This window comes from Streptomyces sp. NPDC052496 (genome assembly GCF_040679095.1).
In the GTDB taxonomy this organism is placed as follows: Bacteria; Actinomycetota; Actinomycetes; order Streptomycetales; family Streptomycetaceae; genus Streptomyces.
This window is the reverse complement of the sequence record NZ_JBFAUH010000006.1, coordinates 155,032-181,547: the sequence shown is the minus strand read 5'-3', so window position 1 is coordinate 181,547 and position 26,516 is coordinate 155,032. Positions and strand designations below refer to the sequence as shown.

17 protein-coding genes, 1 tRNA gene and 2 pseudogenes are annotated in these 26,516 nt (G+C 72.4%); 14 read left to right on the top strand and 6 right to left on the bottom strand.

Annotation, left to right across the window (positions count from 1 at the left end; translation table 11 throughout):
- Positions 1 to 117: 117 nt before the first annotated feature.
- Complete coding sequence (gene hrpB / locus AB0L45_RS11035) at positions 118 to 2,757, top strand: ATP-dependent helicase HrpB (protein WP_365838330.1); 2,640 nt, start codon at positions 118 to 120, stop codon at positions 2,755 to 2,757.
- Here the strand turns inward: hrpB and AB0L45_RS11030 are convergent.
- The 3 genes from AB0L45_RS11030 to AB0L45_RS11020 form a co-directional block, all read right to left on the bottom strand.
- On the bottom strand, positions 2,744 to 3,736 hold the full coding sequence (locus tag AB0L45_RS11030; RefSeq protein WP_365838328.1) for a DUF3068 domain-containing protein: 993 nt from the start codon (positions 3,734 to 3,736) through the stop codon (positions 2,744 to 2,746). The genes hrpB and AB0L45_RS11030 overlap by 14 nt on opposite strands.
- Before the next feature lie 19 nt (positions 3,737 to 3,755).
- The gene (locus tag AB0L45_RS11025) at positions 3,756 to 3,890 is read right to left on the bottom strand and encodes an SPW_0924 family protein (protein WP_106982258.1); all 135 of its coding nucleotides are present in this window, start codon (positions 3,888 to 3,890) and stop codon (positions 3,756 to 3,758) included.
- Positions 3,891 to 4,093: 203 nt separating this feature from the next.
- Positions 4,094 to 5,917, bottom strand: coding sequence for a lytic transglycosylase (locus AB0L45_RS11020; RefSeq protein ID WP_365838326.1), 1,824 nt, complete (start codon positions 5,915 to 5,917; stop codon positions 4,094 to 4,096).
- Between the two features lie 155 nt (positions 5,918 to 6,072).
- On the opposite strand from AB0L45_RS11020, the gene AB0L45_RS11015 reads away from it, so the two are divergent.
- Positions 6,073 to 6,939, top strand: a complete 867-nt coding sequence (locus tag AB0L45_RS11015; protein WP_365838324.1) for a DUF4184 family protein — start codon at positions 6,073 to 6,075, stop codon at positions 6,937 to 6,939.
- A gap of 91 nt (positions 6,940 to 7,030) precedes the next feature.
- Here the strand turns inward: AB0L45_RS11015 and polA are convergent, their stop codons facing one another.
- The gene (gene polA, locus AB0L45_RS11010; RefSeq protein WP_365838322.1) at positions 7,031 to 9,769 is read right to left on the bottom strand and encodes a DNA polymerase I; all 2,739 of its coding nucleotides are present in this window, start codon (positions 9,767 to 9,769) and stop codon (positions 7,031 to 7,033) included.
- A gap of 214 nt (positions 9,770 to 9,983) precedes the next feature.
- Between polA and AB0L45_RS11005 the strand changes: the two genes are divergently transcribed.
- The 7 genes from AB0L45_RS11005 to AB0L45_RS10975 all read left to right on the top strand — a co-directional run bounded on the left by AB0L45_RS11005 (position 9,984) and on the right by AB0L45_RS10975 (position 19,336).
- Positions 9,984 to 12,272, top strand: a complete 2,289-nt coding sequence (locus tag AB0L45_RS11005) for an FdhF/YdeP family oxidoreductase (RefSeq protein ID WP_365838320.1) — start codon at positions 9,984 to 9,986, stop codon at positions 12,270 to 12,272.
- Between the two features lie 151 nt (positions 12,273 to 12,423).
- Positions 12,424 to 12,900: a hotdog fold thioesterase gene (locus AB0L45_RS11000; RefSeq protein WP_030020997.1), complete on the top strand. Its 477-nt coding sequence runs from the start codon at positions 12,424 to 12,426 to the stop codon at positions 12,898 to 12,900.
- Between the two features lie 546 nt (positions 12,901 to 13,446).
- Positions 13,447 to 14,679 (top strand): branched-chain amino acid ABC transporter substrate-binding protein, encoded by a 1,233-nt coding sequence (locus AB0L45_RS10995; protein WP_365838577.1) that lies wholly within the window; start codon positions 13,447 to 13,449, stop codon positions 14,677 to 14,679.
- Between the two features lie 203 nt (positions 14,680 to 14,882).
- Positions 14,883 to 15,812: a branched-chain amino acid ABC transporter permease gene (locus tag AB0L45_RS10990; RefSeq protein WP_365838318.1), complete on the top strand. Its 930-nt coding sequence runs from the start codon at positions 14,883 to 14,885 to the stop codon at positions 15,810 to 15,812.
- Between the two features lie 5 nt (positions 15,813 to 15,817).
- The gene (locus AB0L45_RS10985; protein ID WP_365838316.1) at positions 15,818 to 17,659 is read left to right on the top strand and encodes a branched-chain amino acid ABC transporter permease; all 1,842 of its coding nucleotides are present in this window, start codon (positions 15,818 to 15,820) and stop codon (positions 17,657 to 17,659) included.
- Positions 17,660 to 17,666: 7 nt separating this feature from the next.
- On the top strand, positions 17,667 to 18,617 hold the full coding sequence (locus tag AB0L45_RS10980) for an ABC transporter ATP-binding protein (RefSeq protein WP_365838314.1): 951 nt from the start codon (positions 17,667 to 17,669) through the stop codon (positions 18,615 to 18,617).
- Positions 18,614 to 19,336 (top strand): ABC transporter ATP-binding protein, encoded by a 723-nt coding sequence (locus AB0L45_RS10975; protein WP_365838312.1) that lies wholly within the window; start codon positions 18,614 to 18,616, stop codon positions 19,334 to 19,336. The genes AB0L45_RS10980 and AB0L45_RS10975 overlap by 4 nt, the downstream gene beginning before the upstream one ends.
- A gap of 83 nt (positions 19,337 to 19,419) precedes the next feature.
- Here the strand turns inward: AB0L45_RS10975 and AB0L45_RS10970 are convergent, their stop codons facing one another.
- Entirely contained in the window at positions 19,420 to 19,617 is a 198-nt protein-coding gene (locus tag AB0L45_RS10970; RefSeq protein ID WP_365838310.1) for a hypothetical protein, read from the bottom strand.
- Between the two features lie 444 nt (positions 19,618 to 20,061).
- Between AB0L45_RS10970 and AB0L45_RS10965 the strand changes: the two genes are divergently transcribed.
- The 3 genes and pseudogenes from AB0L45_RS10965 to AB0L45_RS10955 all read left to right on the top strand — a co-directional run.
- The gene (locus AB0L45_RS10965; RefSeq protein ID WP_365838308.1) at positions 20,062 to 20,862 is read left to right on the top strand and encodes a BTAD domain-containing putative transcriptional regulator; all 801 of its coding nucleotides are present in this window, start codon (positions 20,062 to 20,064) and stop codon (positions 20,860 to 20,862) included.
- Positions 20,852 to 21,586: pseudogene (locus AB0L45_RS10960) on the top strand (AfsR/SARP family transcriptional regulator); the annotation flags it as partial. The gene AB0L45_RS10965 and the pseudogene AB0L45_RS10960, both read left to right, overlap by 11 nt.
- 177 nt (positions 21,587 to 21,763) lie before the next feature.
- Positions 21,764 to 24,721 (top strand): annotated as a pseudogene (locus AB0L45_RS10955) (BTAD domain-containing putative transcriptional regulator); the annotation flags it as partial.
- Between the two features lie 3 nt (positions 24,722 to 24,724).
- Here the strand turns inward: AB0L45_RS10955 and AB0L45_RS10950 are convergent.
- A complete protein-coding gene (locus tag AB0L45_RS10950) occupies positions 24,725 to 25,402 on the bottom strand; it encodes a response regulator (protein WP_365838306.1) in 678 nt (225 codons plus the stop codon).
- Between the two features lie 89 nt (positions 25,403 to 25,491).
- On the opposite strand from AB0L45_RS10950, the gene AB0L45_RS10945 reads away from it, so the two are divergent.
- Positions 25,492 to 25,575: transfer RNA gene (locus AB0L45_RS10945), tRNA-Leu, on the top strand.
- 84 nt (positions 25,576 to 25,659) lie between these two features.
- A complete protein-coding gene (locus AB0L45_RS10940; RefSeq protein ID WP_365838304.1) occupies positions 25,660 to 26,448 on the top strand; it encodes a helix-turn-helix domain-containing protein in 789 nt (262 codons plus the stop codon).
- Positions 26,449 to 26,516 lie beyond the last annotated feature (68 nt).

Here is a 26,516-nt window from a genome sequence, read left to right as displayed (position 1 = left end):
CAGACCGGCAGACCAGCGGATCAGCGGATCAGCAGACCCAGCAGACCAGCGGGCTGAAGAACCGTCCCACACCGACCCGCCCGACCCCCTACGGACCGTTCCGGGACACTGGGTGGCGTGATCCGCCACGCCGCCCTCGCCCAGTTGCCCGTACGGACCGCCCTGCCCGCGCTGGAGGCCGCGCTGGACCGGCGCGGCGCGGCGGTGCTCTGCGCCCCTCCGGGCACCGGCAAGACAACCTTGGTGCCGCTGGCGCTGGCGGGCCTGAGCGGACTGAACGGTCTGAGCGGCCTGAGCGGCCTGAGCGGCCTGCCCGATGCAGCCGGCCCGACCGGCCCGGAGCCCCCCACAGGCGCCCGTCCCCGCCGCGTGCTCGTCGCCGAGCCGCGCCGGATCGCCGCCCGTGCCGCGGCCCGGCGGATGGCGTGGCTGCTGGGAGAGCAGGTGGGCGACCGGGTGGGCTTCACCGTGCGGGGCGAGCGCAAGGTCGGCCCCCGTACGGTCATCGAGGTCGTGACCACCGGTGTGCTGCTGCAACGGTTGCAGCGTGACCCTGAGCTGTCCGGCGTCGACGCCGTGATGCTGGACGAGTGCCACGAGCGGCATCTGGACGCCGACACCGCCGCCGCCTTCCTCCTGGACGTACGCGCGACGCTGCGCCCGGAGCTGCAGCTGATCGCGGCCTCCGCGACGACGGACGCGGCGGGCTGGGCACGCCTGCTGGGCGGGGACGACGCGGACGAGGGCCCGGCCCCGGTGGTCGAGGCCGCGGGGGTCTCGCACCCCGTGGATGTCGTCTGGGCGCCGCCGGAGCGCCCGGTCCGGCCCGCGCACGGCATGCGGGTCGACCCGGCGCTGCTCGGGCACGTCGCGGCGACGGTGCGGCGGGCGTTGCGCGAGCGACCGGGGGACGTGCTCTGCTTCCTGCCCGGCGTCGGGGAGATCGCCCGGGTGGCGGGGCAATTGAACGATCTTGCGAACGACGGTACCGAGGTGCTGCAGGTGCACGGGCGGGCGCCGGCCGCCGTCCAGGACGCGGTGCTGGCCGGGGGCTCGGACCGGCGCCGGGTGGTGCTGGCGACCTCGGTGGCCGAGTCGAGCCTGACGGTGCCGGGCGTGCGGGTGGTCGTGGACTGCGGGCTGGCGCGGGAGTCCCGTACCGATCATGCGCGGGGCCTGAGCGCGCTGACGACCGTACGGGCCTCTCAGGCATCGGCCCGGCAGCGTGCGGGGCGGGCCGGGCGTGAGGCGCCGGGAACGGTCTACCGCTGCTGGTCCGAGGGCGAGGACGTACGGCTGCCGCGCTTCCCGGCGCCGGAGATCAAGGTCGCGGACCTCACCGCGTTCGCGTTGCAGGTCGCCTGCTGGGGCGATCCGGACGCGGCAGGCCTGGCGTTGCTCGACGCGCCGCCCGCCGGCGCGCTGGCGGCGGCGCGCGAGGTGCTGGCGGCGATCGGCGCGGTGGACGCGGACGGCCGGGTCACGGACCGCGGCGTACGGATGTCCCGGCTCGGCCTGCACCCGCGCTTGGCGCGCGCGCTGCTGGACGGCGCGCGGCAGGTCGGTGAGCGCCGTGCTGCCGAGGTGGTCGCGCTGCTGAGCGAGGAGCCGCCGCGGGAGTACGGGGACGACCTGGCCGCCGCGTGGCGTGCGGCCCGGCGGGGGCAGGACGCGTACGGTGCCCGCTGGCGCCAGGAGGCCCGCCGGCTCGCCTCGGCGGTGGCGGGGGCGGGCGACACGCGTACGGAACCCGTCTCCGAGGCGGCGCACGGCTCCGACGACGCGGCCGCCGGCCTGATCGCCGCCCTCGCCTTCCCCGAGCGGGTGGCGCGGGCCCGTGGCGCCGGCGCGTTCCTGATGGTGTCCGGCACCGGTGCCGATCTGGCGGACGGCTCGCGGCTGCGCAGCGCGCCGTGGCTGGCGGTGGCGGTCGCCGACCGGCCCGTGACGGCGGCGTCCGCGCGGGTGCGGCTGGCGGCCGTGATCGACGAGACCGTCGCGCGCGCGGCGGCCGGGGCGCTGTACGCGGCGGGCGAGGAGGTCCGCTGGGCCGGCGGTGACGTGGTGGCCCGTTCCGTCGAACGGCTCGGCGCTGTGGAACTGGTGGCCCGCCCGCTCCGCTCCCCCGACGCCGCCCTCGTCCGGCAGGCCCTGGAGGACGGGCTGCGCGCGGACGGACTCGGTCTGCTGCGGTGGTCCGACGGCGCTCGGTCGCTGCGGCAGCGCATGGCCTTCCTGCACCGGGTGCTGGGCGGCGACTGGCCCGACGTGTCGGACGCGGCGCTGCTGGCGCAGCTCGACGCGTGGCTGGGGGTGGAGCTGGGCCGGGCGCGGCGCCGTGCCGACCTGGAGCGCATCGACGCGGGCCAGGCGCTGTCCCGGCTGCTGCCGTGGGCGAGCGGGGCGGCGGTCCGGTTCGACGAGCTGGCGCCGGAGCGCATCGAGGTGCCGAGCGGTTCACGCATCCGGGTGGATTACGGGGGTGAGCAGCCCGTGCTGGCCGTCAAGCTCCAGGAGCTGTTCGGCCGGCAGGAGTCCCCGAGGGTGGCGGGCGGCCGCGTACCCGTACTCGTACACCTGCTGTCCCCCGCCGGGCGGCCGGCCGCCGTCACGGCCGACCTGGCGTCCTTCTGGAAGGACGGTTACCGGTCCGTACGGGCCGAGCTGCGCGGCCGGTATCCGAAGCACCCCTGGCCCGAGGACCCGTCCGGCGCCCAGCCGACGCGGCACACGACGGCGCGCCTCAAGCGGAGCTGACGCGCTCGCTCCGGTCCGGCTCCGGGCGGTTCCGCCGCGGGCGGCGGCCGCGGGCCTCCAGGGCGAGGCTCAGGGTCAGGAGTGCGGCGCCGAGGGCGAGGAAGCCCCAGGGCAGGTAGCTGGTGAGGAGCAGGACGAGGCGGCGCTGGGAGGTGACCAGGTCGACCGTGGCGGCCACGTAGTCCGGCCGCATCTTGACGTGTCCGGAGAAGGCGGTGACCTTGCCGCCGCCGGGGACGAGGCTGCCGCCGCGCAGCTCCTCCCGGTGGATCTCCTCCCCGTTGACGGGCGCGCCGGTGACCGGATCCACCCAGAACATGCGCTTGGTGCTGTACCAGCGGCTGGTGCCGGCCTTCTCGACGGCCTGCGGGGTGATGCCCTGGACCGGCATCTTCTTCGGGAACGGCACTTTGGTCCAGGGGATGGTCTGCTCGAAGTAATACACGTCCAGGCCCCGGAAGGTGCGGGTGCCCTTGTAGTGGATGGGGGCGGAGGTGCGGGTCTGCGCGTCGAAGTAGTCGTAGTCGCGCGGTTCCGTGAGGAAGGGCCACTTGTACTCGATGCCGGTACGCCGTACGGGATCGCCGTCGACCATTTCGCCGGTGGCGTGCACGGGTTCCTGGGTGTGGGCGTCGAAGATGTAGCGCTCGGGGATCTGGGAGACCATCTTGCCGTCGGGGCCCGCCACGTAGGAGAGCGCGTCCCAGACCACCACGTCGCGGCCGGCGGTCCGCTCGATGCGCTCGGACTCCTCGACGTTGCCCTTGAGCGTCTGCACGATGGAGACCTTGGGGACCTGGCGGGCCTTCATCGTCCCGTAATCGAGGAGAGTGGCGGGCCTGGCCTCCAGCACCATGTCCTGGTACTGGTTCGGCGGGATCTTGGCGAGCCGCGGGAAGGCGTACCAGCGCAGCAGCGGGGACAGCGCGGCGAAGAAGACGGCGAAGGCGAGCAGGACCAGGCTGGCTTTGCGTCGCATGGCGGCGGTGCCCTCCCTCTCAGGGGTGTGCGGGGACCGTGGTGCGCAGCGGTTCGGGTGAGGTCTCGCCGCTCGGCGCACCGGCCGCGGTGACGGCCAGGACGAGGGCGAAGGCCGCGGCCAGTCCGATCGCGGCGGCGGTCAGTGCGCGCATGTCGGCCTCCCTTGAGAGCCTGCGCCGGGCCACGGGGCCATCGGGGCATCAGGGCCTCGGGCGTCAGGGCTGGGGCACCGTAGCAACGGGCGGCGCAGATGAGAACACGTTGCACCACGGCCGGGCCCCGTGAGCGCACATGCCACCGCCGTCCGGCTCGACGGGAGCGGGACGGCGGTGGGGCTTCGCAGCGCGCGCTGCGGTTACGGCGTGACGGTCAGCTTCACGGTCAGGACCGCGCCGTCGGCGGTGGTCAGGCGCAGCAGGAACGTCCCGGCCTGCCCGTCGGTACGGATCTCCGGCAGCTTGAGCAGGCCGTCGGCACCCGTCTTGAGGGTGAGGCTGCGGACCGGCTCGTCCTTGCCCGCGCCCTTGCCGGTGTCCTGGCCCGCGCCCTTGTCCTCGGTGCCGGCGAAGTACGGTCCCTTGTCGTTCTCCACGGGCTGCTTCGGGTCGTCGGTGACCATGGTCGCGGTCACCGCGACGCCCGCCGCGATCTTGCCCTGGTACGTGGCCTTGACCTCGACGGCACCCGCCGCGAAGGAGGTGCCGGCCTTCGCCGTCAGCTCCGCGTCGGAGGTGCGGGCCAGCGCGTCGGCCTTGGGGACGGGCGCCGGCTTGGCCTTGACGGTGGCGCCGACCTCGGCCGCGGGCACCTTGCGGCCCACCGCGGTCGCCCGGACGGTGAAGCTGCCGGCCTGGTCGCCCGCGTTGATACGGGGCGCGGTGGCGATGCCGTCGGCGCCGGTCCGTACCGTGACGCGGTCGGCCTTGCCCGGGAAGCGGGCGCCGGTCTCGCCGACGATACGGAACTCGACGGGTACGCCCGCGACCGGCTTGCCCGCGGTGTCCTTCGCCCGTACGCGCACGATCTGCCCGAAGTCCTCGCCGACGGTGGCCGTGAGGTCCTCGGCGCCGGCCTGCTCCAGCGCGGCGACGGGCGCGGGGGTGGGCTTCGTGGGGGGCTTGGTCGGGGGCGTGGTGGGCGGCTCGGTGGGATCGGGCTCGTGGGTGCCGGGCCTGGTGGGCGGGGTCGTCGGCTTGGACGGCGTGGTCGGCTTGCCGCTGCCGTTGCCGCCCGGCCCGGTGGGCTTGCCGGCGTCCCGGCCCGCGCCCGGTCCGGTCGTACGGCCCGGGGTGAGTCCGGCGCCCGGGGTGGGCTTGGTGCCCTGTCCGTTGCTCACGCCGCCACGGTGCACCGGCAGCAGCCCCTTGCCGTCGGGGACCTCGTGGGTGCCCTTGCGGTAGAAGGCCAGCCAGGACAGGACCGTGTTCAGGTACTCCGTCGACGGGTTGTAGCCGAGGACCGCCTTGTCCAGGTCGCGCTGTACGGACAGGTCGCGGTTGTTGGCGCACAGGTAGCGGCCGGCGCCGAGGGCGGCGTCGTAGATGTTGTTGGGGTCCTTCTTGCCGTCGCCGTTGCCGTCGGCGCCCCAGCCGGTGCCGTCGGGGCCGCCGTGGGACCAGGTCGACGGGATGAACTGCATCGGGCCGACCGCGCGGTCGTGCGTGGTGTCCCCGTCGAAGACGCCGTGGTCGGTGTCGGTGATCTTCGCGAAGCCGTTGCCGTTGAGCTGCGGGCCGGTGATGCGCTGCACGGTGGTGCCCTCGGCGTCCACGGCGCCGCCGCGGGCGTGACCGGATTCCACCTTGCCGATGGCGGCGAGCAGCTGCCAGGGCAGCCGGCAGCCGGGGTCGGACTGGGCGACGCGGGCCTCGGCCTTCTTGTACGCGTCCAGGACGGTGGCGGGGATGCCCGCCTCGGCCGGCCCGGTGACGGCCGGGCCGCCGGTGCCGGGCGAACCGCCGGGCTTGACCGGGCTGTTCAGGGGTGGCAGGTCGGTGTAGTAGGGCGAGCCGCCGTCGATGGGGCCGTCGCCCGCCGGTGCGGGGTCCTTGGTGCTGCTCCCGGCCCTGGCCTCGGCCGCGCCCGGCGCCTGGGACGCGGTCAGGGCGGCCAGCGCGAGCGCCGCCACCGCCGTCGAGGCCGCTCCTTTACGGAGCCGCCGCCCGAATGTGGCTGCCATCTGTGCCCGTCCCCTCCACGTTGATCCACCGCGCTCACGGCGCCGTGCAGCGCTTCCCGGCGCTCCCAACTCACGTGACACTACGACAACTTCCGGCGGGCATCTACTGTCCCCAACGCCAGACATACTGATCCTAAACGATCAGGGAGAGAGCCATGCCGTTCACACTCAGCCACGCGGCCGCGGTGCTGCCGGTGGTGCGCCGGACCGGGGAGGCGCGCGGACCGCTGGTCGCCTCGGCTCTCGTCGCCGGGTCGTTCGCACCGGACCTCACGTACTTCGCGGACAGCGTGCTGCCCGGTGCCATGCTCTTCGGCGACTTCACGCACGGGATACCGGGTGTGCTGACGGTGGACGTGCTGATCACCGCCGTCCTCATGGGCGGCTGGCTGCTGCTGCGCGAACCGCTGGTGGCGCTGGTGCCGGCGGCCTGGCGCGGCCGGGTGTACGCGGTGGTGCGCGGCCGTCCCTGGCGGGCGGGCGGCGGGCCGCTCGCCGTGCCGGTCGCGTGGTGCTACGTCTCGGCGGTGCTCGGGGCGCTGACCCACATCGTCTGGGACGCGTTCACGCACCCGGGCCGCTGGGGCACCCGGCTGCTCCCCGTCCTCAACGAGGCCGTCGGCGGCTTTCCCCTCTGTACGTACGTCCAGTACGGCACGTCGGCGCTGGCCCTGGCCGTACTCGGCCGGTTCCTGTGGACGGCGCTGCGGCGGGCGCCGGAAGCGCCCGCTCCGGCCGGACTGCCGGTGCCGACCGGAAGGCAGCGGCTGCTCGGCGCGGCACTGCTCGCCCTGTGCCTGGTCGGCGGCGCCGTGCACCGTACGCTGCGGGCCCGCGCCGAGTTCGGGGACCTGGCCGTGACCTGGTTCGACTACGTACCGACCGTGCTCTTCGGCGCGGGCGCCGGCCTCGCCCTCGGGCTGCCGCTGTACGCGGTGGCGATACGACTGCTGCACCGCCGCGACCGCACGTCCCCGGCCGAGGGCACCGCGGCGTACGACCGCTCCGGCTCCCGGCCGTAGGCGGTCGTACGCGGCGGAAGGCGGGGCGTACGCGGCAGGACGCGGCCCGGCGCCTCCGGGTGCTCCCGGCCGGAGACGCCGCACCCCCGGCTCAGTGCGCCGCCGACTCCCAGTCGCCGCCGTACCCGACCGACACGTCCAGCGGGGCGCGCAGCTGTACGGCGCCCGCCATCTCGCGGCGGACCAGCTCGTCGACCTGCCCCCGCTCGCCGGGCGCGACCTCGACCACGATTTCGTCGTGCACCTGGAGCAGCATCCGGGAGGTGAGGCCGGCGGCCCGCATGGCCTCGTCGACCCGCAGCATGGCCACCTTGACGATGTCGGCGGCGGTGCCCTGGATGGGGGCGTTCAGCGCCATCCGCTCGGCCATCTCGCGGCGCTGGCGGTTGTCGCTGTTCAGGTCGGGGAGGTAGCGGCGGCGGCCCATGATCGTCTCGGTGTAGCCGGTGGCGCGGGCCTTGTCGACGACGTCCTGGAGGTAGTCGCGCACCCCGCCGAACCGCTCGAAGAAGGTGTCCATCAGGCGGCGGGCCTCGTCGGGCTGGATGCCGAGCTGCTGGGAGAGCCCGAACGCCGACAGGCCGTACGCCAGGCCGTAGGACATCGCCTTGATCTTGCGGCGCATCTCCGGGTCGACCTCGGACTTGGCGACCGAGAAGACCTGGGAGGCGACGGTGGTGTGCAGGTCCTCGCCGGAGGTGAACGCCTCGATCAGGCCCTCGTCCTCGGAGAGGTGGGCCATCACACGCAGCTCGATCTGGCTGTAATCGGCGGTGAGCAGGGACTCGTACCCCTCGCCGACCACGAAGCCGCGGCGGATGGCGCGGCCCTCGTCCGTACGGACCGGGATGTTCTGCAGGTTCGGCTCGGTGGAGGAGAGGCGGCCGGTGGCGGCGACGGTCTGGTTGAAGGTGGTGTGGATCCGGCCGTCCGCCGCGATCGTCTTGATCAGACCCTCGACCGTGGTGCGCAGCTTGGACTGCTCACGGTGGCGCAGCATGATCACCGGGAGCTCGTTCTCGGTCTGCGCGGCGAGCCAGGCCAGGGCGTCGGCGTCGGTGGTGTAACCGGTCTTGGTCTTCTTGGTCTTGGGCAGGCCCAGCTCGCCGAAGAGGACCTCCTGGAGCTGCTTGGGCGAGCCGAGGTTGAACTCGTGGCCCGCCGCGGCGTGCGCCTCCTGGACCGCCTGCTGGACGGCGGCGGCGAACTGCTGCTCGATGCGCTCCAGCCAGCCCCGGTCGGCGGCGATGCCGGCCCGCTCCATCCGGGCCAGCAGCACACTGGTGGGCAGCTCCAGGTCGCGCAGCAGCTCGGCCGCGCCGACCTCGTCGAGCTTGGTGGTCATGGCGGCGCCCAGGTCCAGGACCGTACGCGCCTGGTTCATCAGGGCGTCCGCCTGGGCGCGGTCGTCGGCGCCGAAGGCCAGCTGCCCGTCGCCCTCGGCGGCCGGGGCCAGGTCGCGGCCCAGGTACTCGACGGACAGGGCGTCCAGCGCGAAGGAGCGGCGGCCCGGCTTGACCAGGTAGGCCGCGAGGGCGGTGTCCATCGTGACGCCGTCGATGGTCCAGCCGTGCTCGCCGAAGACCCGCATCAGGCCCTTGACGTTGTGCATGACCTTGTGGCTGGCCGGGTCGGCGCTCCAGGCGGCGAAGGCGCGCTCGTCGGCCTCGTCCAGCTCGGTGGGGTCGAACCAGACGGCCGGGCCCTCGGCGGTGGCCAGGGCGACCTCGGCGACACTGCCGCTGCCCACCGTCCAGGTGTCGACCGTGGAGACACCGAGCAGCTTCCTGCCGTGCTCGGCCAGCCACGGGGCCAGCTCGCCGGCACCGGCGACCGTGCCGTCGATCTCCACCTCGGCGGGCGCGGGACCGGCGTCCTCGGCCTCCGCCGCGCCCGGGTCGGCGGCCAGCAGCCGCTCCCGCAGGCCCTGGTTGCGGATCTCCAGCGCCTCCAGGAAGACGGTCAGCGCCTTGCGGTCGTACGCCGCGCGCACCAGCTCGGCGGGGCCGCACGGCAGCTCCACGTCGCGCACCATCTCGGTCAGCACGCGGTTGAGCTTGACGGCCTCCAGGTGGTCGCGGAAATTCTGCCCGGCCTTGCCCTTGACCTCGTCGGCGCGCTCGACCAGCTCCGCGAACGAACCGAACTGGTTGATCCACTTCGCGGCGGTCTTCTCACCGACGCCGGGGATGCCGGGCAGGTTGTCGGACGGGTCGCCGCGCAGCGCCGCGAAGTCCGGGTACTGGGCCGGGCTCAGGCCGTACTTCTCCTGGACCTTCTCCGGGGTGAACCGGGTCAGCTCGGAGACGCCCTTGGTCGGGTAGAGCACCGTGACGTCGTCGCTGACCAGCTGGAAGGAGTCGCGGTCGCCGGTGACGATGGAGACCTCGAAGCCCTGGGCGGTGGCCTGGGTGGCGAGCGTGGCGATGACGTCGTCGGCCTCGAAGCCCTCCACGGCGAACCGCTTGACGTGCATCGCGTCCAGCATCTCGCCGATCAGCTCGACCTGGCCCTTGAACTCGTCGGGGGTCTTGGAGCGGTTCGCCTTGTAGTCGGGGAACTCCTCCGAGCGCCAGGTCTTGCGCGAGACGTCGAAGGCCACCGCGAAGTGCGTGGGGGCCTCGTCACGCAGGGTGTTCGCGAGCATCGACGCGAAGCCGTAGATCGCATTGGTCGGTTGCCCGGTGGCGGTGGTGAAATTCTCCACGGGCAGGGCGAAGAACGCCCGGTACGCCATGGAATGCCCGTCCATCAGGAGCAGCCGGGGTCGGCCGCCCTCCACCGCTTCGGTGCCGGTCGCTTCGCTCTTCTTCGCTGCCTTTGCTGCCACGCCCCCGATCCTGCCACGCCCCACTGACAATCCCCGCCGCGACGACCGCGACGGCGCCGCTGTCAGTCGTCCGTGACAGGATCTGAGGTGTACGGACATCCGGCCGCCGCCGCCCGCGGGGACCGCGCCGCACCACCTCAACTGCACCGACCACGCTCAGCAGCCGCCCGGACACCGGAGCCGGCGGGCTGGGCCCGGCTCAAGGGAGAGCGCCATGGCAGGCAAGCCGCCCGCGTCGGACCCGATCCAGGACTCGCCCGAGGTCACGGCGCCCGAGCACTACGCCGTCGGCCTGCCGGCCATCGGGCACGCGCTGCGCGTGTCCCAGCAGCAGATGGGCGTGCGCCGTACGGCCCTGACGCTGCTGCGGGTCAACCAGAAGGACGGCTTCGACTGCCCCGGCTGCGCCTGGCCCGAGCCCGAGCACCGCCATGCCGCCGAGTTCTGCGAGAACGGCGCCAAGGCCGTGGCCGAGGAGGCCACGCTGCGCCGCGTCACCCCGGAGTTCTTCGCCGCCCACCCGGTCTCCGACCTCGCGGACCGCAGCGGCTACTGGCTCGGCCAGCAGGGCCGGCTGACCGAGCCCATGTACCTGCCCGAGGGCGCCGACCGGTACGAGCCGGTGTCCTGGGAGCGGGCCTTCGACATCATCGGCGAGGAGCTGGCCGCGCTCGGCTCCCCCGACGAGGCCGTCTTCTACACCTCGGGCCGCACGAGCAACGAGGCGGCCTTCCTCTACCAGCTCTTCGCCCGCGAATTCGGCACGAACAACCTGCCCGACTGCTCCAACATGTGCCACGAGTCCTCCGGCTCCGCGCTCACGGAGACCATCGGCATCGGCAAGGGCAGCGTCCTGCTGGAGGACCTGTACAAAGCTGATCTGATCATCGTCGCCGGGCAGAACCCGGGCACCAACCACCCCCGGATGCTCTCCGCGCTGGAGCAGGCCAAGGCCGGCGGCGCGAAGATCATCTCGATCAATCCGCTGCCCGAGGCGGGCCTGGAGCGCTTCAAGAACCCGCAGACCCCGCGCGGCCTCGCCGGGCGCGGCACGGCACTGACGGACCTCTTCCTCCAGGTGCGCATCGGCGGCGACCAGGCCCTCTTCCGTACGCTGAACCGGCTCGTCCTGGAGACCGAGGGCGCCGTCGACACCGCGTTCGTCGAGGAGCACACCCACGGCTTCGAGGCGTTCGCGGCAGCGGCCCGCGCGGACGACGACTGGGAGGCGACGCTGGCCGCGACGGGCCTGACCCGCGCGGAGATAGAGCGCGCACTGGAGATGGTCCTCGCGTCGCGCCGTACGATCGTGTGCTGGGCCATGGGCCTGACCCAGCACAAGCACTCCGTCCCCACCATCCAGGAAGTCGTCAACTTCCTGCTGCTGCGCGGCAACATCGGCCGCCCCGGCGCCGGCGTGTGCCCCGTGCGCGGCCACAGCAACGTGCAGGGCGACCGCACGATGGGCATCTTCGAACGCCCCGCGCCCGCCTTCCTGGACGCCTTGGAGAAGGAGTTCGGCTTCGCGCCGCCCCGCGAGCACGGCCTCGACGTCGTACGGGCCATCCGCGCCCTGCGCGACGGCGACGCCAAGGTCTTCTTCGCCATGGGCGGCAACTTCGTCTCCGCCACCCCCGACACGGAGGTCACCGAGGCCGCCGTACGCCGCGCCCGGCTGACCGTCCACGTCTCCACCAAGCTCAACCGCTCGCACGTGGTCACCGGCGCCCGCGCCCTGATCCTGCCCACCCTGGGCCGCACCGAGCGCGACGTGCAGGCGGGCGGCGAGCAGTTCGTGACCGTCGAGGACTCCATGGGCATGGTGCACGCCTCGCGCGGCCGCCTGGCGCCCGCGAGCGAGCACCTGCTCTCCGAGCCCGCCATCGTCGCCCGCCTCGCGCGCCGCGTCCTCGGCCCGGACAGCGCCACGCCCTGGGAGGACTTCGAGAAGGACTACGGCACGATCCGCGACCGGATCGCCCGCGTCGTCCCCGGCTTCGAGGACTTCAACGCCAAGGTCGCCCGCCCCGGCGGCTTCGCCCTGCCGCACGCCCCGCGCGACCAGCGCAGCTTCCCCACCGCCACCGGCAAGGCCAACTTCACGGCCGCCCCGGTCGAGTTCCCGCACCTGCCCGAAGGCCGGCTGCTCCTCCAGACGCTGCGCTCGCACGACCAGTACAACACCACGATCTACGGCCTCGACGACCGTTACCGCGGCATCAAGAACGGCCGCCGCGTCGTCCTGGTCAACCCCGAGGACGCCCGCGCGCTGGGCGTCGCCGACGGCTCGTACACGGACCTGGTCAGCGAGTGGACCGACGGCACGGAGCGGCGCGCGCCCGGCTTCCGCGTCGTCCACTACCCGACGGCGCGCGGCTGCGCGGCGGCGTACTACCCGGAGACCAACGTCCTGGTGCCGCTCGACCACACCGCCGACACCAGCAACACCCCCGCCTCGAAGTCCCTGGTGGTCCGCCTGGAGCCGGTCGCGCCGCAGACCTGACCGGGCAGTGCGGAGCGGCGGTACGGCCCCGGACCGTACCGCCGTTCCGTAGCCTGATAAGAACGTGCACGACTCAACGACCGGCGTCGGACCGGCGCCGCTTCTGTGCGCCGCGGCCGATGCCACCGGCACACGAACGGAGCCGCAGGACATGGGCGAGCAGCGCGCGACCACGTTTCCGCAGGAGATCATCGACCAGTGGGCCGGGCTCGGCCTGGACCTCGCCGCGCTGTTCTCCGCCGGTCACCTCGGTACGCGGATGAGCGTGCAGGTCCTGGAGGCCGCCCCGGAGCGGATCGTCGGCACCATGCCCGTCGAGGGCAACACCCAGCCGTACGGGCTGCTGCACGGCGGCGCCTCCGCGGTGCTCGCCGAGACCCTCGGTTCGGTCGGCGCGATGCTGCACGGCGGCCCCACCAAGCTCGCCGTGGGCGTCGACCTGAACTGCACCCACCACCGCGGCGCCCGCTCCGGCCTGGTCACCGGCGTCGCCACCCCGCTGCACCGCGGCCGCTCGTCCGCCACGTACGAGATCGCCATCACCGACGAGGACGGCAAGCGGGTCTGCAGCGCCCGGCTGACCTGCATGCTGCGTGACGTGGACGCGTCGGTGTACCACCGCGGCTGAGCCGGGTGCCGCGCTGCACGCGCGGGACTCACGGCGTACGACGGCGGCCCCGTTCCCGGCTCAGGGAGCGGGGCCGTCGTCGTACGCTCCGGGCGCGCGGCCCCCGGCGCCCGTTCGACGCCGCACGCCCCCGCGTACCGTAACGCTCCGTAGTCCGCGCGGAGGGCACCACCGCCGCCGGGCCCCCTCCGGCTCACCGGCCACTCACCCGCCCCGCACGCCACATCCGATATGCGGACATCCGAACCAAGATCAGCCCCAAATCCCCTGCGGGAAGTGCCAGTTCACGCTCCGCCCGGCGTCCGCGCCCAATGTAAGGAGCATGAGGGCAAAACGCTCATCGACGGTCATAACAAGAGCGTCACATCCTGGTCAGCGCCGCTGTCAGGTCACCGGGCCCCGCTCTAGAGTCACCGCCAGTCACCGCGCCGCCGGGCGCGCGTTGCGAGCACGGACCCTGTACCACCCGTACAGCCCGGCGCGCGAAACGGTCGTGCGACGCGCCCGACCGCGCCAGGGAAAGGACTGATCGTGCGTCACCGTTCCTTGCTCATACTCACCACCGCGGTCACCGCCGGCGCCCTCACACTCTCCGCATGCGGCTCCCGCGGCGACGACAAGAAGGGCGGCGAGGGGTCGAAGACGTCCGTGACCATCGGCCTCGACGCCCCGATCACCGGCGAACTCTCCGCCCTCGGCCTGGGCATCCGCAACTCCGCCCAGCTCGCCGTCGACAACGCCAACAAGGCCGGCGAGGTCAAGGGCGTCGAGTTCAAGCTCGAACCGCTCGACGACAAGGCGCAGGCCAACGTCGGCCAGCAGAACGCCACCAAGCTCGCCGGCGACAAGGACGTCCTGGGCATCGTCGGCCCGCTGAACTCCAGCGTCGCCCAGTCCATGCAGCAGGTGGCCCAGCAGAACGGCGTGGCCCTGATCTCCCCGGCCAACACCACCCCGGACCTCACCCAGGGCAAGGACTGGAAGCAGAACAAGCGCGTCCGGCAGTTCTCCACCTACTTCCGCACCGCCACCACCGACGAGGTGCAGGGGCAGTTCGACGGCCAGTTCGCCTGGGAGAAGGCCAAGTTCAAGAACGCCTACGTCATCGACGACCAGAAGACCTACGGCGCGGGCCTCGCCGCCTCCTTCAAGGCGCAGTTCACCAAGCTGGGCGGCAAGGTCGTCGGCTCCGAGCACGTCAACCCGGAGGACCGCGACTTCAAGGCCGTCGTCGCCAAGGTCAAGGCCGCCAAGCCGGACGTGGTCTTCTACGGCGGTGAGTACCCCGCCTCCGGGCCGCTGAGCCAGCAGCTCAAGGACGGCGGCGTCAACGTCCCCCTGATGGGCGGCGACGGCATGTACAGCGCCGACTACATCAAGCTCAACAAGAAGGCGCAGGGTGACTACGCCTCCTCCGTGGGCAAGCCCGTCGAACAGCTCGCCTCCGCGAAGAAGTTCATCGACGAGTACAAGGCCGCGGGCTACAAGGACCGCTACGAGGCGTACGGCGGCTCCGCCTACGACGCCACCTGGGCCCTGATCCAGGCCGTCAAGAAGGTCGTCGGGGACAACGGCGGCAAGCTGCCCGCGGACGCCCGCAAGAAGGTCGTCGACGCCATGAACCAGGTCTCCTTCGACGGCGTGACCGGCCATGTCTCCTTCGACAAGTACGGCGACACCACCAACACCATGATCACCGCTTACCAGGTCGACCAGGGCAAGTGGGTCGCCCGCTTCAGCGCGGAGTTCAAGAAGTTCGACAAGGCCGGCAAGAGCTGACCCGCCCGGGCTGACCCGTACCGCCGAGGCCAGCGGGCCCGGACCGTCCGCGGTCCCGGGCCCGCCGGACCCCGCCGCACCACCCCACCGGCCAGTGCCCCTCGGGCCGCGCCAGGACGCCACGAACGCCCCGGCGCGCCGACCGCGGCACACGGGCTGCCGCCACCGCCCGTACCGTCTTCCCACCCCACGGAGGCCCTGCGGTGAACGAACTGCCGCAACAGCTGGCCAACGGACTCATCCTCGGCGCGATGTACGGACTCATCGCGATCGGCTACACGATGGTCTACGGCATCGTCCAGCTCATCAACTTCGCGCACGGCGAGATCTTCATGGTCGGCGGCTTCGGCGCGCTCACCGTCTACCTCGCCATGCCGTCCGGCACCTCCCTCCTCCTCGCGCTGCCCCTGATGCTCCTCGGGGCCGTCGTCGTCTCCGGTCTCGTCGGCGTGGCAGCGGAACGTTTCGCCTACCGGCCGCTGCGCGGCGCGCCCCGCCTCGCGCCCCTGATCACCGCCATCGGCCTGTCCATCGCCCTCCAGCAGGCCGTCTGGATGTGGTACCCCGAAGGCAACAAGGCCCGCGTCTTCCCGCAGTTCAAGGGCGACTCCTTCGAGATCCTGGGCGCCACCGTCCAGCGCGGCGACATCTTCGTCGTCATCGCTGCCCCGGTCTGCATGATCGCCCTCGGCTTCTTCGTCTCCCGCACCCGCAGCGGCCGCGCCATGCAGGCCACCGCCCAGGACCCGGACACCGCCAAGCTCATGGGCATCAACACCGACCGGATCATCGTGCTGGCCTTCGCCATCGGCGCCGTCTTCGCGGGCGTCGCCGCCGTCGCCTACGGGCTGCGCACCGGCGAGGTGCAGTTCCGGATGGGCTTCATCCTCGGCCTCAAGGCCTTCACCGCGGCCGTGCTCGGCGGTATCGGCAACATCTACGGCGCCATGCTCGGCGGCCTCGTCCTCGGCGTCGCCGAAGCGCTCGCCACCGGCTACGTCGAGGAGATACCCGGTATGCAGCAGTTCGGCGGCGGAGCCTGGAAGGACGTCTGGGCCTTCGTCCTCCTCATCCTCGTCCTCCTGCTGAGGCCCCAGGGCCTGCTCGGCGAACGCGTCGCGGATCGGGCGTGATAGCGATGACCACCACACCCACCGACGGCGGCAACGCGAAGCGAGCCGCCGTGCAGCACCACCCCGGTGTCCTCCCCCTGCCCGAACGCGGCGCCCGCCTGACCACCGCGGCCGCCGCCCTCGCCACCGCCGCCTCCACCGCCCTCGCCTGGACCTGGAGCAGCGACTTCCCCGGCGACCTCACCTATGACGGCTCCCCCGCCGGCCTCCAGCTGATCACCCTCGCCGGCGGCGTCCTGACCCTGCTGTTCACCCTGTCCGGCCTCGGCGTCCGCGGCTTCGGCTGGCTCACCCCGGCCGGCCGCACCGCCCCGGTCCTGTTCGCGGCCGCCGCCACCCTCGCCGCCACCTGGTTCACCCTCGGCGCCATCGCCGTCGACCTCGGCGGCCTGGTCAATCTGGAAGCCGGCGGCTTCATCGCGGGCGCCGCCGCGCTCGCCACGTTCCTCGGCGCCCTCGGCCTGCCCGCCGACCGCGCCGTGCCCGCGGGCCGGGAGGGCGCCCCGGCGCCCGGCGCCTGGCACCGCTTCACGGGCGCGCTGGCCTCCGTACCCTTGCGCAAACCGGCGCGGCAGCTGCCTTCCTGGGGCGAGATCCTGATCATCGCCGCGGCCTTCGGCGCCGCGCTCTACGTCTTCACGTACGGCATCGACGCGGAGGACGGCCCGCCCTTCGTCGGCTACCTGATCTTCGTCGCGCTCGCCGTGCCCGCCGTGCACCGCGCCGGTCTCGTCCGGCGGCTCACCGCGATCACCGCCCGGCACCGCGGCGTCGCGCTCGTCGCGGCCTTCGTCGCCGCGGCCTGCTTCCCGTTCACCCAGGACACCGACCAGTACACGATCATCGGCGCCAACATCCTCATCTTCGCCACCGTCGCCCTCGGCCTGAACGTCGTCGTCGGCCTCGCCGGACTCCTCGATCTCGGGTACGTGGCCTTCCTCGGCGTCGGCGCGTACGCGGCCGCCCTGGTCTCCGGCAGCCCCGAATCCGCCCTCGGCGTGCACTTCCCGTTCTGGGCCGCCCTGCTGACCGGCGCCGCCGCCTCCCTCGTCTTCGGCGTCCTGATCGGCGCCCCCACCCTGCGCCTGCGCGGTGACTACCTCGCCATCGTCACCCTCGGCTTCGGCGAGATCTTCCGTATCGCCATGCTCAACCTCAACGGCACCACAGGACCCGACATCACCAACGGCGCCATGGGCATCCCCAACATCCCCAACCTGGAGATCCTCGGCTTCAACTTCGGCGAGCCCCACGAGATCCTCGGCTTCACCATCGCCACCTACGGCAACTACTACCTCCTCATGATCCTCGTGACCGCCTTCGTGGTCCTGGTCTTCCGCCGCGCCGCCGCCTCCCGCATCGGCCGCGCCTGGATCGCCATCCGCGAGGACGAGACCGCCGCCGTCGCCATGGGCGTCAACAGCTTCCGGCTGCGCCTGCTCGCCTTCGCCCTCGGCGCCGCCCTCGCCGGACTCGCCGGTACCGTGCACGCCCACGTCGTCACCACCGTCACCCCCGAGCAGTTCCAGTTCGCCGGCCCGACCCCGCCCAACTCCGCGTTCCTGCTGGCCGCCGTCATCCTCGGCGGCATGGGCACCCTCAGCGGCCCCCTCGTCGGCGCCGCCCTGCTCTACCTCATCCCCGCCAAGCTCGACTTCCTCCAGGACTACCAGCTGTTCCTGTTCGGCCTCGCCCTCGTCCTGCTCATGCGCTTCCGCCCCGAGGGCCTGATCCCCGACCGCAGGAAGCAGCTCGAATTCCACGAGACCGGCCAGCTCGACGTACCGCCCGACACCGGCCTGCCCGAACGGGACCAGGCCATCGGCGGCACCCAGGCGAAGGCGTGACGCGACCATGACCACACCCACCAGCACCGCCGGAACCGCGGACACCGTCCTCGAAGCCGCCGGCGTCACCATGCGCTTCGGCGGCCTGACCGCCGTACGCGGCGTCGACCTCACCGTCCGGGCCGGCGAGATCGTCGGCCTCATCGGCCCCAACGGCGCCGGCAAGACCACCTTCTTCAACTGCCTCACCGGCCTCTACGTCCCCACCGAAGGCACCGTCAGCTTCCGGGGCACCCGCCTCTCCCGCAAACCCCACCTCGTCACCCAGGCCGGTGTCGCCCGCACCTTCCAGAACATCCGCCTCTTCGCCAACATGACTGTCCTGGAAAACACCCTCGTCGGCCGCCACACCCGCACCAAAGAAGGGCTCTGGTCCGCCCTCCTGCGTGGCCCCGGCTTCCGCAAGGCCGAACGCTCCTCCGAAGAACGCGCCATGGAACTCCTGGAGTTCACCGGCCTGGCCGCCAAACGCGACCACCTCGCCCGCAACCTGCCCTACGGCGAACAGCGCAAGCTGGAGATCGCCCGCGCCCTCGCCAGCGAACCCGGCCTGCTCCTGCTCGACGAACCCACCGCCGGCATGAACCCCCAGGAGACCCGCGCCACCCGCGACCTCGTCCTCGCCATCCGCGACCAGGGCACCGCCGTCCTCGTCATCGAGCACGACATGCGCTTCATCTTCAACCTCTGCGACCGCGTCGCCGTCCTCGTCCAGGGCGAAAAACTCCTCGAAGGCACCTCCGAGGTCGTCCAGGCCGACGAACGCGTCATCGCCGCCTACCTCGGTACGCCCTTCGACGACGCACCCGGCGCCGAGGAGGCGGCGGAGGTACGGGCAGCGGAGGAACAGGCGCGGGGCGGGGAGCACGGAACCGGGGCCGCGCCAGGGGCCGTCCCCGAGGACTCGCCACCCGGCGCCCCGTCCGGGCCCTCCGCCCCGGAAGGAGACGCCCGATGACCACAGCCCCGCTCCTCCAGGTCGACGACCTGCGCGTCGCCTACGGCAAGATCGAAGCCGTCAAAGGCATCTCCTTCACCGTCGAGGCCGGCCAGGTCGTCACCCTCATCGGCACCAACGGCGCCGGCAAGACCACCACCCTGCGCACCCTCTCCGGCCTCCTCAAACCCCTCTCCGGCCGGATCTCCTTCAACGGCGCACCGCTCACCGGCGTCCCCGCCCACAAGATCGTCGAACGCGGCCTCGCCCACTCCCCCGAAGGCCGCCGCCTCTTCCCCCGCCTGACCATCGCCGAGAACCTCAAGCTCGGCGCGTTCCTGCGCAAGGACCCGGCCGGCATCGAAGCCGACATCCGGCGCGTCTACGACCTCTTCCCCATCCTCGGCGAACGCAGCCGCCAGGCCTCCGGCACCCTCTCCGGCGGCGAACAGCAGATGCTGGCCATGGGCCGCGCCCTGATGTCCCGGCCACAGCTGCTGATGCTGGACGAGCCCTCCATGGGCCTGTCCCCCATCATGATGCAGAAGATCATGGACACCATCCGCGAACTGCGCGCCCAGGGCACCACCATCCTCCTGGTCGAACAGAACGCCCAGGCCGCCCTCTCCCTCGCCGACCACGGCCACGTCATGGAGACCGGCACCGTCGTCCTGTCCGGCACCGGACAGGAACTGCTGCACGACGAGTCCGTACGGAAGGCGTATCTGGGAGAGGACTGAGGACCGAGGCACACGCTGTGGTGCCCCGGCCCGGATGAACGCCGGGCCGGGGCGCCCGAGTTGCCGCTCGGTTCACCAGTTGCCTATTGGTTCACCACCAGCGAGTGGTACAGCGCGTAGAGCACCGCCGGCAGCGCTCCGACGAGGACCGCGACGGCGGCGAGCACCGCCGGCAGCCGCCGCGTCGACTTCAACTCCCGTACGAGGTAGGCGACCAGCCCGAAGAAGGCCAGCGTCACCACCACCCCCGCGGCGAGCCACATCCATGACTGCGAGTGCATGACGCACTCTCCCTTCGACCATGCCTAGTCCAGCGGGCGACCTCGGCGCACGACCGCGGAACGCTCCGGGCAGGCCCGTGGTAAGGGAGCCCACGTCGGTGCACGGCGACGCGAAGAGTCGCAACGACGGTAGCCCAAATCACGTCTCGTGGGCCACAGTTGAGAAAGAAATACGGCAAGGCAGGGCGCCCGGGCTACCACCCCCGGGAACCCTGCCGAAAGCGCGCCGGACCAGGCATGAGTCTCAGGACGCTGTCCTGTAAGAGTGCTGGCCCACCGTAAACGAACGATGAACGCCGCACCCACCCACTCCGAGCGGCCACGTACAGGCCTTCAACCAGCAGCGATACACGCCTACTTAACGTCTGCTGAACGCCCTGCTATCTTCCCTGGCAGCGTGTACAGCGCGTACAGCGCACCGGAGCACCGGAAGGGGCACACGACGTGGCAGCGCTCCGCTTCGGCCTGCTGGGGCCGGTGACCTCCCACTACGCCGGCGCGCCCGTCACCCTGGGCCCCCCGCAGCGCCGAGCCGTCCTCAGCGCCCTGCTCCTGCAACCCGGACAAGCCCTCACCGTCGCCGCACTCCGCGAACGCGTCTGGCCAGGACCGCCCCCCGCCTCGGCGATCTCCGCGATCCACCTGCACATCCACCACCTGCGCCGCACCCTCGCGCAGTACGACGGCCCGGACAGCGACCCCCCGGCCCGCCTGACCACCCACCCGGGCCACACCCCCGAAACCGTCAGCTACCTCCTCCACGTCGCCCCCGACCACGTGGACGCCTGCCGCTTCCGCCACCTCGCCGACGACGGCGCCGACCACCACGCCCGAGGCGACCACCACGGCGCCCTCGACCGCTACGACGCGGCCCTGGCCCTGTGGCGCGGCGAACCCCTCACCGGCCTCCAGCCCTCCGCCTTCGTACGCCACACCCGGCGCGCCCTCACCGAGATCCACCTGGACACCGCCCGGCGCCGGGCCACCGCCCTGCTCGCCACCGGCGCCGTCTCCCGCGCCACCTTCGCCCTCCAGGACCTGCACGACCAGCACCCCGACGACGAGGCCACCGTCATCGCCCTGGCCCGCGCCCTGTGCGCGAGCGGCGCGGAGAGCCGCGCCGTCCACCTCCTCGGCGCAGAACTCGAACGCCGGCACCGCACCGACGGCATCCGGCCGCCCTCCCTGGCACACGCCCACGCGACCCTCCTCCTCGGCACCACGGGCCGGCGCGATGCATCTTGAAGCGCGGCTCCTCGGACCGCTCCACCTCACCCTCGACGGCACCGACGTCACCCCCGCCGCCGTCCGCCGGCAGGCGCTGCTCGCCTCCCTGCTGCTGCACCACGGCCGGACCGTCCCCGTCACCACCCTCATCACGGACATCTGGGGCAACACCCCGCCCGCCACCCCCAGAGAACAGATCCAGACACACGTCCACCGCATCCGCCGACAGCTCGACCAGGCCGCCGGCCGCGGAACCGGACGCCACCTCCTCACCTGGGACCACAACGGCTACGCACTGCACCTCCCCGCCCGCCACATCGACCTCACCCGCTTCGTCACCGCCCTCGACGAAGCCAGGACCCACCTGACCGCCGACCGCCCCGCCGCCGCCCGCACCCTCCTCACCGACGCCCTCGGCACCTGGCGGGGCCCCGCACTCGCCGGACTCGGCACCGGCACCGGCCTCGCCACCCACGTACGCCACCTGGAAGAACTGCGCACCGAAGCCCTCGGCCTGCGCATCGAAGCCGACATCCGCACGGGCCGGGCCGCCCGCACGGTCCCCGAACTCCGCACCCTCGTGGACGAACACCCCCACGACGAAACCTTCCACGCCCACCTGGCCACGGCCCTCCACACGACCGGCCGCACCGCCGAGGCACTGCGCGTCCTGGAACGGCTCGGCGACGCGCTGACAACGGCGTACGGGACCGGACTACCGGCCCGCCTCCAGGAGCTCCAGTCCGCGATCAGGGAGGCCGCGAAAGGTCCGGCCACTCCGGACGCGTCAGCCCTGTTCGTCCCCTCCGTCCCCACCGCTGCCTCCGTCCCCTCCGCCCCCCTCCCCGCAACCTCACCTGAGCCCACGCACCCCTCCCAAGCCCGCCCCCCGGCCCACGAGGCTCCGGGCGCACATCCGGCCCGGCTCCGCTTCACCGTCCTCGGCCCCGTACGAGCCTGGCGCGGCGCGACGCCACTGGCGACCGGCTCCCCGCAACAGCGCGCCCTCCTCGCCGTCCTGCTGCTCCGCGGCGGACGGGCCGCCACCGCACCCGAACTCGTCGACGCCCTCTGGGGCGACGAGCCACCGCACGCCGCCCTCGCCGCACTCCGCACCTACGCCTCCCGCATCCGCAAAGCACTCGGCGCGGACGCCGACCTCCTGATCGCCGAATCCGGCGGTTACGCCCTCCGGCCATTGGGCAACCAGCCGCTCGACCTCGACCTGAACCACGCCCAGCAGTACGCGGCCGAAGCCGAACAGGCCCGCGCCGCCGGCGACCACTGCCGCGCCCGGAACCTCCTGGACTCCGCGCTGGCCCTGTGGGACGGCGAGCCACTGGCCCACCTCGCCGGACCCTACGCGGAGAACCAGCGCACCCGCCTGGAGGAATGGCACCTCTCCCTCATGGAGACCCGCCTCGACCTCGACCTCGAACTCGGCAACCACGCCGAAGCCGTCCCCGAGCTGACCGCGCTCGTCGCCGCCCACCCCCTGCGCGAACGGCTGCGGGAACTCCTCATGCTCGCCCTGTACCGCAGCGGCCGCCAGGCCGAAGCCCTCGCCGTATACGCCGACACCCGCCGCCTGCTCGCCGACGAACTCGGGGTGGACCCCGCCCCCGCCCTCGCCGACCTGCAACGGCGCATCCTGCAAGCCGACCCCGGACTCGGCCTCCCCGCCGACCGGAGCCCCGACGAACCCCCCACCTACAGCCTGCGGCAACTCCCCGCCACCCCTCCCGACTTCGTCACCCCCGGCACCACCGCAGCCCAGCTCGCCGAACAGCTCACCACCCCCGACGGACCGCCCGCCACCGTCTCGGTCATCAGCGGCATCCCCGGCGTCGGCAAGACCACCCTGGCCGTCCACGTCGCCCACCTCGCCCGCGACCGCTTCCCCGACGGCCAGCTGTACGTCGACCTCCAGGCCCCCGACACCCCCGCGGACCCCGGTGCCGTCCTCGAAACCTTCCTCCGCGCCCTGGGCACACCCGCGTCCCACATCCCCGACAGCACCCACGAACGCGCCGCCCGCTACCGCGCCCTCCTCGCGGACCGCCGCGTCCTCGTCCTGCTCGACAACGCCCGCGACACATCCCAGGTCCACCCCCTCCTGCCCGGAACGGGCGGCTCGGCAGCCCTCGTCACCAGCCGCTCCCGCCTCGTCGACCTCACCGGCGCCCGCTTCGTCGACCTCGACGTGATGAGCCCCGACCAGGCACTGGCCCTCTTCACCCGTATCGTCGGCGAACAGCGCGTCGCCGCCGAACCCGCCGCCGCCCGGGACGTCGTCCGCGCCTGCGGACACCTGCCGCTCGCCATCCGCATCGTCGCAGCCCGGCTCGCCGCCCGCCGCACCTGGACCGTCTCCGACCTCGCCGCCAAACTCGCCGACGCACGCCACCGGCTGGACGAACTGCACGCCGGCGACCTCGCGGTGAGACCCGCCCTGGACCACACCTACGGACGCCTGACACCACCACAGGCACGAGCCTTCCGGCTCCTCGGCCTCGCCGACGGCCCCGACATCTCACTCCCCGCCGCGGCGGCCCTGCTCGACACCGACCCCACCGACCCCACCAGCCCCAGCCACACCAGCACCACCACCGTCGAAGATCTCCTCGAAACCCTCGTCGACACCTCCCTCCTGGAAACCGCCGCCCCCGGCCGCTACCGCTTCCACGACCTCGTACGCCTCTACGCCCACGACCGCGCCGCACGCGACGAACAACCGGCGACGCACGCAAGCGCCCGCAACCGGCTCCTCCACCACTACCTCGCCACCGCCACCGACGCCCACCAGCTCAAATGCCCCGGCGACCGACTCCTCGACCACCTCACCCCGGCCACCCGGCCCGGCACCGTGTTCACCAGCCGCAGCGCCGCACTGGACTGGCTGGCCACCGAAGGCGACAACCTCCTGGCCGCCGTACGCCAGGCCACCGCCCCCGGCCGCAACCCCCACGCACTGCGCCCGGCCGCCGACCTGCTCCTCCTCGCCCAGGACCTGCTCGGCTCCCCCGCCCTCCTCACCCCCTACGAGCAGACCGCCCGCGCCCTGGCCGAAGCCGCCCAGGAGACAGCGGACACCCGGACCGAAGCCCGCGCCCGCCTCCTCCTCAGCCGCGCCCACGCCCGGCTCGGCCGCTTCCCGGAAGCCGAGGCCCAGTCACGCGCGGCCCTCACCCTCGCCCAGCTCTCCGACGACCCCCTCGTACGCAGCCGGGCCCTGAACCTCCGCGGCGTCGAAGCACTCACCGCCCACCGCCACGCGGACGCCCTCACGTACTTCACCCAGGCCCTCGACGCCTTCCGGCAGGACCACGACCGGTACGGCGAAGCGGCAGCCCTCGCCCACCAGGCCCGCGCCCTGCTCGGACTCGGCCGCGAGACGGAATCCCTGGCCGCCGCGGACCGCTCGCTGCGCCACTACCGCGACCTCGGCGCCTCCGTCCGACTGGCCCACGGCCTGTACACGACAGGGCTCACGCTGGCCGCGGCGGGCCGGCTGGACGACGTTCGGTCCCGGTACGCCGAAGCCCTGACGCTCTTCCGCGAAGAACGCCAGGGCCTGTGGACCGGGCTCACTCTCTACCGGCTCGCCGAAGCCCTCCTCGACGCCGGGCGGCCCCTCGACGCCGCGCGCCACGCCGAGCAGGCCCTCGAAGCGCTCCAGGACACCGGCGGCGCCTGGCGGCGCGGCAAGGTCCTCGTCACCCTCGGCCACGCCCTGCGGGCAGTGGGCGCGCCGGAGCGGGCACGCGCCGTATGGCACCAGGCGCTCGCGCTCCTCGCGCCGCTGCGCGCCCCCGAGGCCGACGACGTACGCGCCCTACTGGCACCGCGCCCCGCCGCCCCCGCGCCTCAGCGCTGACCGCTACTCGCCTTCCTTGCCCTTCTTCTCCTTCTCCTTCTGCTGCTTCTTCTCCTCGGCGTCCTCGATGACCGCCTCGGCGACCTGCTGCATGGACAGCCGGCGGTCCATCGACGTCTTCTGGATCCAGCGGAAGGCGGCCGGCTCGGTCAGCCCGTACTGCGTCTGCAGGATGCTCTTCGCCCGGTCCACCAGCTTGCGGGTCTCCAGCCGCTGGGTGAGGTCGGCGACCTCCTTCTCCAGCGTCTTCAGCTCCGTGAACCGGCTGACGGCCATCTCGATCGCCGGCACCACGTCACTCTTGCTGAACGGCTTGACGAGGTACGCCATGGCCCCGGCGTCCCGCGCCCGCTCCACCAGTTCGCGCTGCGAGAACGCGGTGAGCATCAGCACCGGGGCGATGTTCTCCTCGGCGATCCGCTCCGCGGCGGAGATCCCGTCCAGGATCGGCATCTTCACATCCAAGATCACCAGATCCGGCCGGTGCTCCCGCGCCAGCTCCACGGCTTTCTCACCGTCCCCGGCCTCACCGACGACGGTGTAGCCCTCCTCCTCCAGCATCTCTTTGAGATCGAGACGGATGAGAGCCTCGTCCTCGGCGATGACCACACGGGTCGTCTGCGGCGGGACATGCGACTGGTCGTCGTCGGCGACGGGCTGCTCGGGCTCGGCGGCGCTCACGGGTCTCCTCGTTCCAGGCAGGTGGTGCCATAGCAGCCTACCTAGCAGCGGCTGCTTACCAGCACACGGTATGGTGTCTTACGCAACCGGCCCGGTTGGTGGAACTGGCGAGACACGCGGCTCTCAAACAGCCGTGCCCATAGGGCGTGTGGGTTCGAATCCCACACCGGGCACCCCTAAGCAAAGCGGACGATCACGTTCTCGTGAAATCTCGGCGTCACGCCACACAGCCCGCAGCCATCACGAAGAGTTATCGCATGCGAACGCATAGCTCTGAAGTGCGCCTGCGGGCCTTGTCCCTGCTTCGCGCGGGTTCCAGGAACGCGGACGTCGCCCGGGCGCTCGACGTGCCACTCGGCACGGTCAGCTACTGGCTGCACGTGGACCGCTCGAAACGCGGAACATGCCCAGGCTCACACAACCCCCAGTGCCCTCGGTGCGACGGATCCCCTCTCGACGAAGCCGCCTACTCCTACCTGCTGGCCCTCTACCTGGGTGACGGCCACATCATCCAGTGCTCCCAGCATCGCGTGCCGAGCCTCATGATCGCTTGCGACGACGCCTGGCCCGGCCTCATGGACGAGTGCGAAGCCGCGATGCGCGCGGTCTTCCCGGACAATTCCGTGTGCCGCGTCCGCCGGACCGGTTGTCACAACGTAAAGCTGTACTCCAAGCATTTATGGTGCCTGTTCCCGCAGCACGGCCCCGGCAAGAAGCACGACCGGCCGATCATTCTGGAGCCGTGGCAACAGCACATCGTGGACACCCACCCATGGGCATTCATCCGGGGCCTGGTGCACTCCGACGGCTGCCGCATCACCAACTGGACGACGCGCACGGTCGGCGGCCGGAAGAAGCGCTACGAATACCCGCGCTACTTCTTCACCAACAAGTCCGACGACATCCGCAGGCTGTACTCGGACACGCTCACCAAAGTGGGCGTCGAATGGACAACCCTCGCGCGCGACAGCGACCCCTTCAACATCTCCGTGGCCAAACGGGCGTCCGTAGCCCTCATGGACACCCACGTCGGCCCGAAATACTGATCGCGCCGGTACGGAGCAGGGGCCCGCCGCGCCTCCGTGATGCTGATGGATGTGCGCGTCGGGCCGAA

Coding starts and splice junctions, on each gene's coding strand:
- AB0L45_RS11025 (WP_106982258.1), bottom strand. CDS start 3,890: ATGCGCGCACTGACCGCCGCCGCGATCGGACTGGCCGCGGCCTTCGCC.
- AB0L45_RS10975 (WP_365838312.1), top strand. CDS start 18,614: ATGACCACAGCCCCGCTCCTCCAGGTCGACGACCTGCGCGTCGCCTAC.
- AB0L45_RS11005 (WP_365838320.1), top strand. CDS start 9,984: ATGGCAGGCAAGCCGCCCGCGTCGGACCCGATCCAGGACTCGCCCGAG.
- AB0L45_RS10940 (WP_365838304.1), top strand. CDS start 25,660: ATGCGAACGCATAGCTCTGAAGTGCGCCTGCGGGCCTTGTCCCTGCTT.
- AB0L45_RS11000 (WP_030020997.1), top strand. CDS start 12,424: ATGGGCGAGCAGCGCGCGACCACGTTTCCGCAGGAGATCATCGACCAG.
- AB0L45_RS11030 (WP_365838328.1), bottom strand. CDS start 3,736: ATGCGACGCAAAGCCAGCCTGGTCCTGCTCGCCTTCGCCGTCTTCTTC.
- AB0L45_RS11015 (WP_365838324.1), top strand. CDS start 6,073: ATGCCGTTCACACTCAGCCACGCGGCCGCGGTGCTGCCGGTGGTGCGC.
- AB0L45_RS11020 (WP_365838326.1), bottom strand. CDS start 5,917: ATGGCAGCCACATTCGGGCGGCGGCTCCGTAAAGGAGCGGCCTCGACG.
- AB0L45_RS10980 (WP_365838314.1), top strand. CDS start 17,667: ATGACCACACCCACCAGCACCGCCGGAACCGCGGACACCGTCCTCGAA.
- AB0L45_RS10970 (WP_365838310.1), bottom strand. CDS start 19,617: ATGCACTCGCAGTCATGGATGTGGCTCGCCGCGGGGGTGGTGGTGACG.
- AB0L45_RS10985 (WP_365838316.1), top strand. CDS start 15,818: ATGACCACCACACCCACCGACGGCGGCAACGCGAAGCGAGCCGCCGTG.